Raw genomic sequence first — 13067 nt, 5'->3', positions numbered from 1 at the left:
CGGCAAACCGACGGCCGCCAGCCACAGCCCTGGTGGGTCTCGATATGCCGCGCATCGCTGTCGCGCCCACTTCGACAACCTTCGTGACGCCGGCAAATGTTCGCTTTGCGAACACTGGTTTGCATTACGAACACGCTATCGCCACCGTCGCCCGTGGTCAATCGCACAACGCAGCGAGGCCTCCGTGGAGGCCTCGCCGAGATCGCTGCAGTGAGTCGGTGATGTCTTGTAGAACAGGACGTTAGGAGGGATCGAGACGCGCCAGCACGCGCGTGACCTGCGCCTCGCTACTACCAATGTATAAGTCGATCGCCAGCGCCGACCGTAGCGCAGAAGGATCGATCGTCGCCGCCGCCACCGCTGCCGCCACCTCGGGCTGCGCCAGCACCACCTCGGCATAGTCGCGCTGCTCGCGGCGCGCCGTCTCGCCGGCCTCGCGGGCGATCCGCTGCGCCGCCGCGCTGGGTAGCGCTTCCGCCAGCAGGCGCGCCGCCGGTTCCGCCAGCACCGCCCCGCCGCTCAGGCGCAAATTGCGCGCCATCGCCTCGACGTGGACCTCCAGCCCCGCCAGCAGCGGCGCCAGTGACCCCAGCGCGCCCTCCACCAGCAGCACGCCATCCAGCAGTGGCGCCCACTCCGCGTGCCACTCGCCGAGGCCACGCTCCAGCGGCTGGGCCCCGGCGTTGACCACGGTGGCGTGGGCCGCGTGCACCTGGCGCGCGGCGGCGCGGATGCGCGCGCAGGCGACCGGATTGCGCTTGTGCGGCATCGACGACGAGCCGCCCACCCCTTCGGCGGCCGGCTCGCTGAGCTCGGCGACCTCGCTCTGGCACAGCAGGGCGATATCCAGCGCCATCTTCTCCGCCGCCACCGCGGCGGCGTCGAGCGCCCCCATCAGCGCCAGCAGCGGCTGGCGGTCGGTGTGCCACGGCAGCAGCGGTGCCGCCAGCCCGAGCCGCGCGGCGAGCCCGGCCATGATCTCGAGCCCCTCGTCGAGGCCCGAATGCACCCCCACGGCACCGCCGAACTGCACAGGGAGCCCACCATCTATCACCGCCGCCAGACGCGCGTCGGCGCTCTCGAGCCCCCAGGCCCACTGTGCCACCTTGGCACCGAAGGTGATCGGCAACGCCTGCTGCATCAGGGTGCGCCCGATCATCGGCGTCGAGCGGTGGTCGCGCATCAGCGCGCAGGCGGCACGTCGCGTGCGTGCCAGGTGCTCGCGGATGGCCACCAGCCGCGGGCGCAGCAGCAGCATCAGCGCCGAGTCGACGATATCCTGGCTGGTGGCGCCACGGTGGAAATGGCGCCGCAGCGACTCCGGCAGCCACGCCTTGGCCTGGTTGACGAAGGGAATGGCGGCGTTGCCGCCGTTCTCGACCTCGGCGGCCAACGCCGCCAAGTCGAACGCCTCCAGCGGCAGCGCCGCGGTGAGCGCCGCCGCCGTGCCCGGCGGCAGCACGCCGCACGCCTCCTGCTCCGCCGCCAGCGCCAACTCCACCTCGCGCATCGCCGCGACGACCTCACGCGCCTCGAGGGCGGCGAGACCGGCAGCACTCATGAAAGGGTGGCGAAACAGGGTGTCGTACATGGGATCTCCCGGCGCGCATCGCTTGGCGAACGAATGTTCGTGATACGCACTCATGCTAGGTCGGCGCGCGATGCCAGGGCAAGCGCGGCGGTCACGCCACTGCCCCCGCCCGTGCAGAGAGAATGCGAGCGCCGCGGCTCACCCGGCGTGGCTGCCCAGCAATTGCTGATGATAGTGGCGGTAGAGCGCCGGGGTCTGGGCGTCGACCTCGGCCGCCCGCGCCGGTTCGCCCCAGAACAGCTTGAAGGCGTCGACACCCTGGTACACGAACAGACTGACACCGCTGATCACCGCGGCGCCGGCGGCCTCGGCCCGGGCGATGAACTCAGTGCGTGCGGGCACGTAGACGGCATCGAAGATCCACTGGTCGGCGCGGATCAGCGCCCCGGGCAGCGGGCAGCCGGGGCTCTTCTCGTGGCCGATCGGGGTGCAGTTGACCAGCCCGTCGCACTCCCCAGCCAGCGCAGCGAGGGCTTCGGGCGCCACCGCGCGTGCCGCGAACCCGGCCGCGGTGAGCTGCGCCGCCAGGGAGTCGGCCTTGGCGCGGTCGAGATCCAGCAGCAGGATCTCCTCGGCGCCGAGCTGGCCCAGCCCGAAGGCCACCGCCTTGCCCACGCCGCCGCTGCCCAGCATCAGCACCCGGCCCGGCGCCCGCGCCCCCAGGGTCGCGCGGTAGCCGGCCACGAAGCCGGTGAAGTCGGTATTCTCGGCGTGGACCCCGGCGGCGTCGAAGATCAGAGTGTTGGCGGCACCCACCAGACGGGCACCCTCGCTGGCGCTATCGGCCAGGGCCAGCGCCTGCTCCTTGTAGGGATAGGTGACATTGACCCCGCGCAGGCCCTGGGCGCGCAGCTCGGCCACCTGCACCGGGACCGAGACCGGCGGCGCGATCAGCGCATCGAACAGCGTGTAGGTGACCGGCAGGCCGAGCAGCCGGCCGAGACGCCGGTGCAGGTCGGGCGCGCTGGAGTGTTGGATCGCCTGGCCGATCAAGCCTAACTGCATGTAAGAGTCTCCTTCGCCGAGAAGTGGTAGACGAAGGATCATGATAACCCGGCCACCCGGAAGCCGCGGCTTTCAGGCATAATCGCCCCCCGGTGGGTCCCCCGAGCACCGCCACTCGCACGACGAACCACAGTACGCTGACACACCCAAGACAATATCCAAAAGGCTTTTCCCATGCTCAAGCACACCCTCACGGCGCTGGCCCTGGCCACTGGACTGACGGCGACCTCGCTGGCCGCGGCGGACTACCCCGAGCACAACATCCAGGGCATCATCCAGTGGGGCGCCGGTGGCGCCACGGACAACGTGGCACGCAGCCTGACCCCGCACGTGGAGGAGGTGCTGGGCACCAAGATCATCCTCAACAACCGCCCCGGCGGTACAGGCGTGATCGGCATGAACGAGGTGATGCACAAACGCCCCGACGGCTACACCGTGCTCTATGGCGCCGAGAACCCGCAGCTCTATCCGATCATGGGCCTGGCCGACTTCACCTACGCCGACATGCAGCCGATCAACGTCATCGCCCAGGGCCTGGTGGTGATCGCGGCCCCCGCCGACAGCCCGTTCGACAATTTCCAGGACCTGCTCGACTACGCCCATCAGCATCCCGACGAGCTGCGCATGGGTGATACCGGGGCCGGCGGCCTGCCCAGCACGCTGCTGGCGATGATCAATGCGGTCGACAGCCTCGAGGTGCGCAGCGTCACTTTCGGCGGCGACGGCCCCGGCATCACCGCCATGCTCGGCGATCATATCGACTTCATGCCGCTGAGCCTCGCTGCGGCCAAGGAGCAGATCAAGGCCGGCCGGCTCAAGGGGCTGGCAGTATTCACCCGCGAGCCGGTCGAGGGCCTGCCGAACATCCCGCCGATCACCCAGGCGCTGCCGAAGATCGCCGCCTACCTGCCGTGGGGGCCGTTCTGGGCCGTGGCGGTGCGCAAGGATACGCCCGACGCGATCGTCGATACGCTCAGCGACGCCTATGCCAAGGGGGTAGCCAACGAGCAGTTCCAGCGCTTCCTCTCCGACAACAGTGCCAAGTCGCTCAACCTGCACGGTGAAGAGGCCGAGCAGTTCCTGAAGCGCTGGCAGTCGGTGACCGCCTGGGCCCTGGAGAAGGCCGGTTCGGCCAAGGTCTCGCCGGAGAGCGTGGGCATTCCCAAGCCTTGATACGCCGCGCGTCCCCATGAACCACGCGCGCCGCGCCGCCCGCCTCCCCGGCACGGCGCGGCCTCCCGTTGATTTCCGGCGGCGCCAAGCGCCGCCGTCCTGGAGTGTCGCATGTCTCACCCCCCTCCACTGAAAGCCGGCGAGCGCGCCTTCAATCTGCTGCTGCTGCTGTTCAGCGTCGGCGTGTTCTACGAGGCCTACCGCATCTCGGGCTTCGAGCTGCCCAACTCGGCGGGCGCCTTTCCGCTACTGCTGGGGGCGATCATGATCGTCACCATGCTCTCGATCCTGCTCGGCCAGCGCCACCATCCGCGACCCGAGGCCGGCGGCGCCCTCGGCGAGCTGCGCCAGTTCCTCACCACCCACTTCCCGCTGCCGGTGGTGTTGTTCTCGCTGCTCGCCGTGGGCTATCTGCTGGCGCTGCCGGGGCTGGGCTTCATCGCCGCCACGGCGCTGTTCCTGCTCATCGCCCAGCTCTGTCTGCGGCGCGGCCACTGGCTCAGTGCCGTACTCGTCACCGTGCTGATCACCACGGTGATCTATGCGCTGTTCACACTGCTATTCCAGGTCTATCTCCCCTGAGAGGGTGTTTACAAAATGCCTGCGCTCGACGATACGGCGTTGAAATCGACCTCAAAGTACTCATTTACACCACGTAAACTCCGTCTTTTTCGGCCGATTTCGCCTTGTCTCGCCTTCGCTCGTCGAATTTGTAAACACCCTCTGAGCCGCCAGCGTTTCGCCAACGAGGTTTCCCATGGGTGACACCCTCTCCTTCTTCCTGATGTCGTGGCTCGACCCGTCGCTGCTGATGCTGACCGCGGCGGGCACCCTGGCCGGTATCTACGTCGGCGCCATTCCCGGTCTCTCGGTCACCATGGCGACGTCGATTCTGATCTCCTTCACCTTCTCCTGGGACGTCAACGACGCCCTGGCGCTGATCGTCGGCATCTACACCGGCGGCGTCTACGGCGGCTCGCGTACGGCGATCCTGCTCAACATTCCCGGCGCGCCCTCGTCGGTGGCCACCGCCTTCGACGGCTACCCGCTGGCCCAGCAGGGCGAAGCCGGGCGGGCCATCGGCCTGAGCACGGTGATGTCGGTGATCGGCGGGTTGCTCGGCACCCTGGTGCTGGCCAGCGTCGCCCCCTACCTCTCCGACATGGCCCTCAAGTTCGCCCCGCGCGACTACTTCCTGATCGCCGCGTTGGGCCTGCTGCTGGTCGGCAGCCTGGCCGCCGAATCGCTCTCCCGCGGGATCTTCGCCGCCGCCCTGGGCGCGGTGATCGGCCTGGTCGGGCTCGACCCGGTGACCGCCGATCCGCGCTTCACCCTGGGCAGCATGCAGCTGATGGGCGGTATCCACTACGTGGTGGTGATGATCGGCATGTTCGGGGTCGCCGAGGCGTTCTTCCAGCTGCACCAGCTCGACGCCACGCCGGTGCGCCAGAAGGTGGACAAGATCCTGCCGTCGCTGAGTCTGGTGCTGAAGTTTCTGCCGCTGTCGATCCGCACCTCGCTGATCGGGGTGATCGTCGGCGCCCTGCCCGGCACCGGCGGCGATATCGCCTCGCTGTTCGCCTACGACCACGCCAAGCGCACGGTGAAGAAGCCGAGCAAGCCGTTCGGCGAGGGTGCCTACGAGGGGCTGGTGGCCCCGGAGACCGCCAACAATGCCGCCGTGGGCGGGGCCTATGTGCCGATGCTGACGCTGGGCATGCCGGGCGACGCGGTGACCGCGATCATCATCGGGGCGCTGACCATCCACGGTCTCAACCCCGGCCCGATGCTGATGATCGAGACGCCCTATATCTTCTGGTTCACCGTGGGCAATCTGGTGCTGGCCAATCTGTTCCTGCTGCTGTTCGGGCTCACCGGCATCAAGCTCTTCGCCAAGGTGGTGGAGCTGCCCAAGGCGATCCTGATCCCGCTGATCCTGGTGCTCTGCGTGGTCGGCACCTACTCGCTCAACGGCAGCATGACCGAGGTCTACTGGATGCTCGGCTTCGGCCTGCTGGGCTACTTCATGAAAGTGTTCCGCTTCCAGATGGGGCCGGTGATCCTGGGCGTGATCCTGGGCCCGCTGATGGACACCTCCTATCGCCAGGCGATGGCCTCGGTGGGCAACGACAGCGCCGCCTTCGTGAGCGGGCTGTTCACCCATCCGCTGTCGCTGGCGCTGACCCTGGCGGTACTTTTTCTCCTGCTCGGCCACTCGCCGCTCAAGCGTCTGCTACGCCGGGAGAAGATCGCCTGACGCAGCGCGTTATGTCGGCGGCGGTGCTCACTCGCGCCAGATGGGGTTGCTCCAGGCCCGGCGTCCGCCAGCATCGATCAGCGTCACCCGGATCCATTCACGCCGGATGAAGCGTGAAAGCGGTATGCGGGTCCGGGTCATCGAGTGGCCGTGAATCGCGCTGGCCGCCGTTCCCGAGGCCTGGACGATGACCGTGCACACCGCCGTGGAGGCGACCTCGACCGCCTCCTCATCGACGACGATGTCCACGAAGCCTGGGCCCTGAGTCGCGTAGAAGTCACCGCGCTTGAGCGCTTCCAGCAGCAGTTCCGGCGTGTTCGCTTCGGCCTTCACCTCCACCCAGCCGCCGAAGTGATCCGGCTCGCTGAAGTGGGCATCATCGGTGGCGATCAGGCTCAGCCGGCGCCCCTCGGTCAACAGCAGATCGGCGATCGCCATACCGTCGCCGCGATCGCAGCCCCTGGCGCAGCCATGGTTGTAGATCTCAACCGCGTGCGCCGCCTCGATGGTGCGCGCGTCGGCCAGCGTCAGGCCAGACCACTGCGGATGCGCGATGGCCACGAAGGCACCGGCCCGGCGCGCCCTGGCGGCGAGCTCGGGACCGCTCTCCTGCCCGTCTACCGGCTGAAAGCTCGGCGTATGCGAGGGCGCGAAATCCAGCGGCAGCCCCACCGCCAGCAGATGCCAGAGTTCGCCATTTTGCATCGCACCGCTGTGCAGCTCAGCGCCGAGCAGCGTGGTGAAGCCCTCGTCACTCCAGGCGCGTGTATCCGTGACGGGGTAGTCGTACATGCCGATGAAGTGATCGGTCAGGGCGATGAAATCGTAGCCCTCGGCGCGGTAACGTCGGCACACCTCGGCGGCTTCCAGAACACCGTCGGAGAACGTCGAGTGGGTATGCAGGTTGCCGCGGTAGAAGCGGCCGGGGCGGGAGAAGGCTTCAGGTCTCACGATAACTCTCTCTTTGGTCATCGACTCGTAGGCGCAAACGGGCGTGTGGTGTCAGTCGTCGAGCAGCAAGACGTCACCGGCGGAAAAGTGCAGTTCGATACGCTCTCCCGGGTGTGGCTCGAGCGTCCCGGCCTGGTTGAAGATATCGCAGGCGATCCGCTGGCCCGCCACCTCGACCTGGACGCGGATCACCGAGCCCAGAAAGCGGCAGTCGAGCACCTCGCCATCGAGCGCGACGTCGTCGGCGCCGTGCGGCTGGATGCCGAAGGCTTCCGGGCGCAGGGCCAGGGTGACGCTGTCGCCCGCGGCAACCGCCACGCGCTGCCTCAGGGCCTGTACGCAAAGGCGCTGCCCGGCCATCTCGACGAGAGATTCGCCCGGGGCCACCACGCGCGCCTCGAAGGTGTTGAGGGTGCCGACGAAACTGGCCACGAACCGCGTGGCCGGGCGGTTGTAGATCTGCGCCGGCGAGCCGATCTGGTCGGCGCGCCCCTGATGCATCACCACCACGCGATCGGAGATCGACAGCGCCTCCTCCTGATCGTGGGTGACGAAGACCGTGGTGATGCCCAGCTCACGCTGAATCCGGCGAATGTCGTCGCGCAGCGCCACACGGATGCGCGCATCCAGCGCCGACAACGGCTCGTCCAGCAGCAGTACCCGGGGGCGCGGTGCGAGTGCTCGCGCCAGGGCGACACGCTGCTGCTGACCGCCCGACATCTGATACGCATAGCGCCCCGCCAGCGGTTCGAGATCGATCAGCGCCAGCATCTCACGCACCCGAACATCGATCTCGCGCTTGGCCAGGCCGGCGATCTTCAGCCCGAAGGCGACGTTGTCGTAGACGCTCATGTTGGGAAACAGCGCATAGCTCTGGAAGACCATGCCGATATGCCGGCGATTGGCCGGCAGCCGGGTCACCTCCTCTTCACCGATACGGATCACGCCGGCGCTGGGCGTCTCGAAGCCGGCGATCATGCGCAGGACCGTAGTCTTGCCGCAGCCGGAAGGGCCGAGGAAGGCGACGAACTCGCCCTGCTTCACTTCGAGATCGAACCCCTCGACCGCGGTATGCTCGCCAAAGCGCTTGCCCAGGGCCTGCAATTGCAAAAAACTCATGAGACGTCCCGTTCCTTCTTGGTCGCGCGCCCTGCCCATAGCCGCGGCAGGAAACGCTGCCCCGGCTTGCGCAGCGCAAAGAACTGCATCAACGCCATGCATACCCAGGTGATGACGAAGGCCATGATCGCCAGCGCCGCGGGCTGGTAGGCGTAGTCCTGCCCCATCTGCACCAGATAGGGGCCGAAGGCAGGGCGGCTGAGCAGGCTCGCCATGACGAATTCGCCCAGCGAGATCGACAGCGTCAGGAAAGCGCCGGCCACGATCGCCGAGCGCACGTTGGGGAAGATGACGCTGACGATGATGCGCCAGCGGGAGGCGCCGAGGCTCTCAGCCGCCTCGGTCAGGGTGACGATGTCGATGGCCGCCATGCCGGTATCGATGGCGCGGAACATGTAGGGCAGCGCGAGCACCACGTAACCGATCACCAACAGCAGATCGAGGCGCGAGTCGCTGGTGGTCAACGGCAGCAGCGAGCCGTCGCCGTACAGGCGCATGTAGCCGAACACCATCACGATCGGCGGGATGATCAGCGGCAACAGGCTGGCGAACTCGACGAAGCCGCGCGCCCGCGGCAGCTTCAGCCGCACCCAGTAGACCGTCGGTACCACCAGCAGCGTGCCCGCCAGGATCGCCAGCAGCGAGGCCACCGCCGAGTAGGAGAGGCTATCGATGAAGCGCTCGCTGGCGAACAGCCAGTGATAGGCGGCGAAGCTGGTCTCGCCGCGTTGCATGCCCAGCGAGAACTGAAAGGTGGCGTACAGCGGCAGCAGAAAATAGCCCGCCGCCAGCAGCACGATACTCCACGACAGCAGCGGCCAGCGCCTTGCGCTCTCGACTTTGCGCCATCTCATCGCGTTGCCCCGCCTCATCGCTGCCACCGTTCGGCGCGCGCGCGCAGCACGAAGTAGAGCAGATTGGTCACCACCATGATCACCACCATGCCCAGTGCCAGCGCGAAACCGAGATTGGGGTTGTAGAGCACGTTGCCGCGGATCTGCTGGAACAGCAGTATCGGCACCACCGGAAAGTTGGCACCGGTCAACGCCACCACCGTCGCTAGCGTGCCGAAGGCGTTGGCGAACAGCAGCATGAAACAGCTCAATACCGAGGGCGTCAGCACCGGCAGCGCCACTCGCCGCCAGTACTGGGCGCGGCTGGCCCCGAGGCTCTCCGCCGCCTCCTGCCATTCACGCTTGAGCCCCTGCATCGCCGGCGTGATGATCAAAAGCATCAGCGGTAGCTGAAAATAGAGATAGGTCAGCGCCAGCCCCCAGAACGAGAACAGGCTGAAGCCGCTGGCGTAGAGATTGATCCCGAACAGATCGCGCAGCAGCACGGTGACTAGACCTAGCCGGCCGAGCGTGGCGATGAACGCGAACGCCAGCGGCACGCCGGCGAAATTGGAAGCCACCCCGGAGAAGGTGGTAAAGGCATGCCGCAGCCACGCCGGCAGGCCGCCGTGGAGCAGCGCATAGCAGAGCAGCAGCCCGAAGAGCGCGCCCAGCCCGGCGGAGACCAGGCTGAGACGGATCGACAGCGAATAGGCGTTGGCGATCGCCGGCGACGCCAGCGCGCGCAGGTTGTCGAAGGTGAACTGCCCCTGCGGGGTCTGAAAGGCCCCCTGGACCAGATAGAGCACCGGCAGAATCAGAAACAGCAGCACGAACAGCGCGAACGGCACGAGACCCAGCCAGCGCCACAGCGGCGAGCCGCTCAGGCTCGCCGCATCTGCTCGCGCCCGCAGAAGGCGATGCGCCATTACTGGACTCCCATCTCCCGCGCCCAGTTATCGGCCACGGCCGTCTTGGCCGCGGACTGCGCCTTCAGGGTGGGGAAGATCGCCTTACGATAGTTCTCCGCCGGCGGCAGGCGATCGAGCAGTGCCTGCGGCACGACACCGCGCTCGACCATGTCGTTGAAGCGAATCGGATGGCAGTACCCCTTGAGCCAGCCGAGCTGCCCTTGATCGGAGTAGAGATACTCCATCCACAGCTTGGCCGCGTTGGGGTGCGGCGCATAGGCGGAGATGCCCTGCACGTAGACCCCTGCCACCACCGCATCGCTGGGCACGACGACATCGATCGGCGGGTTGCCGTCGAGCTTGTCGCGCATCGCCAGCAGGTTGTAGTCCCAATCGAAGTAGATCGGCGTCGTGCCCTGGGCGATGTTCTGCGCCGTACCGTTGACCGGCACCAGAATGCCCTTGTCCTTGAGCTGCTTGAAGTAGGCGATGCCGGCGTTGAGCGCGTCGGCGCCCGCCTTGCCACCCTTGGCGATCCCGGCGGCGTAGACGGTCATCATGACACTGTTGCCGGTACGCGGGTCGCCGGCCAGCGCCACGCCGTTGGTGTACTCGCTGGCATTCAGATCGGCGAAACTCTGCGGCGACTGGGGATAGATGTCGCGGTTCACGCCCATGGCGAGCACGCCGTAATAGTCGCCGTACCAGTAGCCCTCGGCGTCCTTGACGTCATCGGGGATCGAGTCCCAGGTCGAGACCTTGTAGGGTTGCAGCAAGCCATCCTGCTTGGCCACCGGCCCGAAAGAGAGGCCGACGTCGATCACGTCCGGCGCCTGTGGGCCGGTATTGCCCTGGTTGGCCTTGATCGCCTGCAGCTCATCGCCCGAGCCGGCGTTGGGGTTGAGCTCATTGACCTTGATGCCGTACTTCTTCTCGAAGCCGGCGATCACGTCGCCATAACCACACCAGCTATGCGGCAGGGCAATGGTGGTCAACATGCCCTCCTGCTTGGCCGCGTCGATCAACTGCTGAGAGGGGGCCGCGTGAACGGGACTGGCGATCATGGCGGTCAACAGCAGTGTCCCCAAGGTGCAGGAAAGCGGCTTCGGACGGCGACATGACAAAACATTCATCGGCTGGCTCCAGGCGGGTCGAGGAAGTCGAGGCAGCCGGTGAGGCATGCTTTGACAGGACCCGAATCCTGCGCCGTCATCGTGACGCCAGCATGACCAGCACATGACGCCAGCATGACCAGCCTATGACGCCGGCCAATAGCCACCTTGGGCGCTAGCGCGTGCTGAACGGATGTTCGCCAGCCGAACCTTGCGTAAGATGGGGTAGTGAACACCACCTCGCGAAGGAAGGAAGGAAGAGATCGGCATGGACTCCAAGGACGATACGCTCACCCCTGAGGATCGCGACTTCGTGACCGCCCTGGCCAGCGGGCTCGAGGTGATTCTCGCCTTCGACCAGCGCACGCCGCGCATGACGCTGAGCGAGGTCGCCGCCAAGACCGGCATGAACCGCGCCCGCGCACGACGCTTTCTGCTCACGCTGCATGCGCTGGGCTATGTGCGCAAGCAACAGCGTACCTTCGAGCTGGCGCCCAAGGCGCTGCAGTTGGGCTACGCCTTTCTCTCCTCCAACGGCTATCGCACGGTGATCCAGCAGCATCTGGAGGCGATCACCGACGCCACCGGCGAGTCGTCGTCGATGGGCGTGCTCGACGGCGACGACGTCACCTACGTGGCGCGCTCGGCGGCGCCACACCGGCTGATGTCGATCTCGCTGGCGGTGGGCACACGGCTGCCGGCGGCCTATACCTCGATGGGGCGGGTACTGCTGGCCCAGCTGCCGACGGCAGAGCGCGACGCCTTCCTGGCACGGGTCGACCTTCAGCGCCATACCGAGCACAGCCTGACCGACACCGCGGCGCTGCGCGACTGCCTGGCGCAGGTCCGCGAGCAGGGCTACTGCGTGGTCGACCAGGAGCTGGACTCCGGCCTGCGCTCGCTGGCGATCCCCGCCTTCGACGCCCACGGCGAGCTGATCGGCGCACTCAACGTCAGCACCAACGCGGCGCGCGTCGAGCTCGCCACGCTCACCGAGCGCTTTCTGCCGCTGCTGCGGGAGAAGGCGGCGCAGATCGCGACCCAGGTCAACTGACCCCGGCGCCGATCACACTTGCCCCCGACGTCGCGCCGGATCATGATATTAGACTTAAGTCTAAAAACCGATCCTCTCCCCATTATCGAGTCCTCGCCTTGAGCACCATCTTCGGCGCCATCGTGCCTATCTTCATCCTGCTCGCGATCGGCTATCTGGCCGTGCTCAAGCGAGTCGTCGACAAGGCGCACATCCAGGGCATGGGCCGCTACGTGATCAACATCGCGCTGCCCGCGCTGGTAATCCAGGCGCTGCTGCAGCGCCCGCTGGGCGAGGTCTTCAATGTCCCCTATCTGCTCGTCTACGGGCTGGGCTCGGGGCTCGCCTTCGCCCTCACCTTCGCCCTGGTGACACTGCGCGGCAACGCGCCGCTGGCGCGCCGGGCGATGTACGCGCTCGGCACCTCGGCCTCCAACAGCGGCTTCATCGGCTATCCGGTGGCGGTACTGGTGGTCGGCCCCAGCGCGGGTATCGCCCTGGCGCTGAACATGCTGATCGAGAACCTGCTGGTGATCCCCACCGCGCTGGTGCTGGCGGAGCTGGCGAGTCAGGCCCGGGGCGGCCTGTGGGCGACCGTCCGCCCGGTAGCCCTGCGCGTTCTGCGCCATCCGCTGATTCTGGCCATCGCCGCCGGCAGCCTGCTCGCGGCGCTCGATCTGCATCCGCCGGCGCCGCTGGCGCGGGTGCTGGAGATGCTCGCGGCGTCATCGTCGCCGGTGGCGCTGTTCGTGATCGGCGGCACGCTATGCGGGCTGCGCGTGCGCGGCATGGTCAAGCGGGTGACACGTCTCGCGCTGGCCAAGCTGACCCTGCACCCGCTGTGCGTGGTGCTGATGGTGCTACTGATACCGGGCCTCGATCCAGTGCTGGCCACCGCCGCAATCGTCTTCGCCTGCGCGCCGATGCTGTCGATGTATCCATTGCTGGGGCAGCGCTACGGTTTCGCCGAGATGGGCACCGCGGCGATGGTGATGGCCACACTGCTCTCCGCCCTGACCCTGGCGCTGGGGATCTGGCTGTCGCACCAGTGGCTACTCGGCACGGCGTGAAACCTCCGGCTC

12 protein-coding genes are annotated in these 13067 nt (G+C 67.2%); 5 read left to right on the top strand and 7 right to left on the bottom strand.

Features of this window, described 5'->3' with window-relative positions; translation table 11 throughout:
- Positions 1 to 241 precede the first annotated feature (241 nt).
- Together ABV408_RS03320 and ABV408_RS03315 are read right to left on the bottom strand one after the other, a co-directional pair.
- Positions 242 to 1591 (bottom strand): adenylosuccinate lyase family protein, encoded by a 1350-nt coding sequence (locus tag ABV408_RS03320; protein WP_353981053.1) that lies wholly within the window; start codon positions 1589 to 1591, stop codon positions 242 to 244.
- Between the two features lie 138 nt (positions 1592 to 1729).
- Complete coding sequence (locus ABV408_RS03315; protein WP_353981052.1) at positions 1730 to 2596, bottom strand: saccharopine dehydrogenase NADP-binding domain-containing protein; 867 nt, start codon at positions 2594 to 2596, stop codon at positions 1730 to 1732.
- Positions 2597 to 2770: 174 nt separating this feature from the next.
- On the opposite strand from ABV408_RS03315, the gene ABV408_RS03310 reads away from it, so the two are divergent.
- The 3 genes from ABV408_RS03310 (at position 2771) to ABV408_RS03300 (ending at position 6026) form a co-directional block, all read left to right on the top strand.
- Positions 2771 to 3769, top strand: coding sequence for a tripartite tricarboxylate transporter substrate binding protein (locus ABV408_RS03310; RefSeq protein ID WP_353981051.1), 999 nt, complete (start codon positions 2771 to 2773; stop codon positions 3767 to 3769).
- Between the two features lie 111 nt (positions 3770 to 3880).
- Positions 3881 to 4351 carry a tripartite tricarboxylate transporter TctB family protein gene (locus ABV408_RS03305; protein WP_353981050.1) on the top strand — a complete coding sequence of 157 codons (471 nt, stop codon included), beginning with the start codon at positions 3881 to 3883 and terminating at the stop codon, positions 4349 to 4351.
- Between the two features lie 175 nt (positions 4352 to 4526).
- The gene (locus tag ABV408_RS03300; RefSeq protein ID WP_353981049.1) at positions 4527 to 6026 is read left to right on the top strand and encodes a tripartite tricarboxylate transporter permease; all 1500 of its coding nucleotides are present in this window, start codon (positions 4527 to 4529) and stop codon (positions 6024 to 6026) included.
- Between the two features lie 27 nt (positions 6027 to 6053).
- Here ABV408_RS03300 and ABV408_RS03295 read toward each other — a convergent pair whose 3' ends face one another.
- The 5 genes from ABV408_RS03295 to ABV408_RS03275 are packed head-to-tail and all read right to left on the bottom strand — an operon-like array spanning position 6054 to position 10904.
- Positions 6054 to 6977 carry a CehA/McbA family metallohydrolase gene (locus ABV408_RS03295; RefSeq protein ID WP_353981048.1) on the bottom strand — a complete coding sequence of 308 codons (924 nt, stop codon included), beginning with the start codon at positions 6975 to 6977 and terminating at the stop codon, positions 6054 to 6056.
- Positions 6978 to 7028: 51 nt separating this feature from the next.
- Positions 7029 to 8096 (bottom strand): ABC transporter ATP-binding protein, encoded by a 1068-nt coding sequence (locus ABV408_RS03290; RefSeq protein WP_353981047.1) that lies wholly within the window; start codon positions 8094 to 8096, stop codon positions 7029 to 7031.
- Complete coding sequence (locus tag ABV408_RS03285) at positions 8093 to 8950, bottom strand: ABC transporter permease subunit (protein WP_353981046.1); 858 nt, start codon at positions 8948 to 8950, stop codon at positions 8093 to 8095. Before ABV408_RS03285 ends, ABV408_RS03290 begins: the two co-directional genes overlap by 4 nt.
- A 14-nt stretch (positions 8951 to 8964) precedes the next feature.
- On the bottom strand, positions 8965 to 9858 hold the full coding sequence (locus ABV408_RS03280; RefSeq protein WP_353981045.1) for an ABC transporter permease subunit: 894 nt from the start codon (positions 9856 to 9858) through the stop codon (positions 8965 to 8967).
- On the bottom strand, positions 9858 to 10904 hold the full coding sequence (locus ABV408_RS03275) for an ABC transporter substrate-binding protein (RefSeq protein WP_353982198.1): 1047 nt from the start codon (positions 10902 to 10904) through the stop codon (positions 9858 to 9860). The genes ABV408_RS03280 and ABV408_RS03275 overlap by 1 nt, the downstream gene beginning before the upstream one ends.
- A gap of 316 nt (positions 10905 to 11220) precedes the next feature.
- Here ABV408_RS03275 and ABV408_RS03270 point away from each other — a divergent pair, with 316 nt between their 5' ends.
- Complete coding sequence (locus tag ABV408_RS03270) at positions 11221 to 12006, top strand: IclR family transcriptional regulator C-terminal domain-containing protein (RefSeq protein ID WP_353981044.1); 786 nt, start codon at positions 11221 to 11223, stop codon at positions 12004 to 12006.
- A gap of 98 nt (positions 12007 to 12104) precedes the next feature.
- Complete coding sequence (locus ABV408_RS03265) at positions 12105 to 13055, top strand: AEC family transporter (RefSeq protein WP_353981043.1); 951 nt, start codon at positions 12105 to 12107, stop codon at positions 13053 to 13055.
- Positions 13056 to 13067: the final 12 nt, after the last annotated feature.

Origin of the sequence: Salinicola endophyticus, from assembly GCF_040536835.1 — a bacterium.
In the GTDB taxonomy this organism is placed as follows: Bacteria; Pseudomonadota; Gammaproteobacteria; order Pseudomonadales; family Halomonadaceae; genus Salinicola; species Salinicola endophyticus_A.
The sequence above is the reverse complement of the archived record's forward strand: the minus strand, read 5'-3'. Positions and strand labels throughout refer to the sequence as shown.

Excerpts from the sequence above, each read along its gene's own strand:
- ABV408_RS03310 (WP_353981051.1), top strand. The coding sequence starts at position 2,771 with ATGCTCAAGCACACCCTCACGGCGCTGGCCCTGGCCACTGGACTGACG.
- ABV408_RS03290 (WP_353981047.1), bottom strand. The coding sequence starts at position 8,096 with ATGAGTTTTTTGCAATTGCAGGCCCTGGGCAAGCGCTTTGGCGAGCAT.
- ABV408_RS03270 (WP_353981044.1), top strand. The coding sequence starts at position 11,221 with ATGGACTCCAAGGACGATACGCTCACCCCTGAGGATCGCGACTTCGTG.
- ABV408_RS03280 (WP_353981045.1), bottom strand. The coding sequence starts at position 9,858 with ATGGCGCATCGCCTTCTGCGGGCGCGAGCAGATGCGGCGAGCCTGAGC.
- ABV408_RS03320 (WP_353981053.1), bottom strand. The coding sequence starts at position 1,591 with ATGTACGACACCCTGTTTCGCCACCCTTTCATGAGTGCTGCCGGTCTC.
- ABV408_RS03275 (WP_353982198.1), bottom strand. The coding sequence starts at position 10,904 with ATGATCGCCAGTCCCGTTCACGCGGCCCCCTCTCAGCAGTTGATCGAC.
- ABV408_RS03315 (WP_353981052.1), bottom strand. The coding sequence starts at position 2,596 with ATGCAGTTAGGCTTGATCGGCCAGGCGATCCAACACTCCAGCGCGCCC.
- ABV408_RS03300 (WP_353981049.1), top strand. The coding sequence starts at position 4,527 with ATGGGTGACACCCTCTCCTTCTTCCTGATGTCGTGGCTCGACCCGTCG.
- ABV408_RS03305 (WP_353981050.1), top strand. The coding sequence starts at position 3,881 with ATGTCTCACCCCCCTCCACTGAAAGCCGGCGAGCGCGCCTTCAATCTG.
- ABV408_RS03285 (WP_353981046.1), bottom strand. The coding sequence starts at position 8,950 with ATGAGATGGCGCAAAGTCGAGAGCGCAAGGCGCTGGCCGCTGCTGTCG.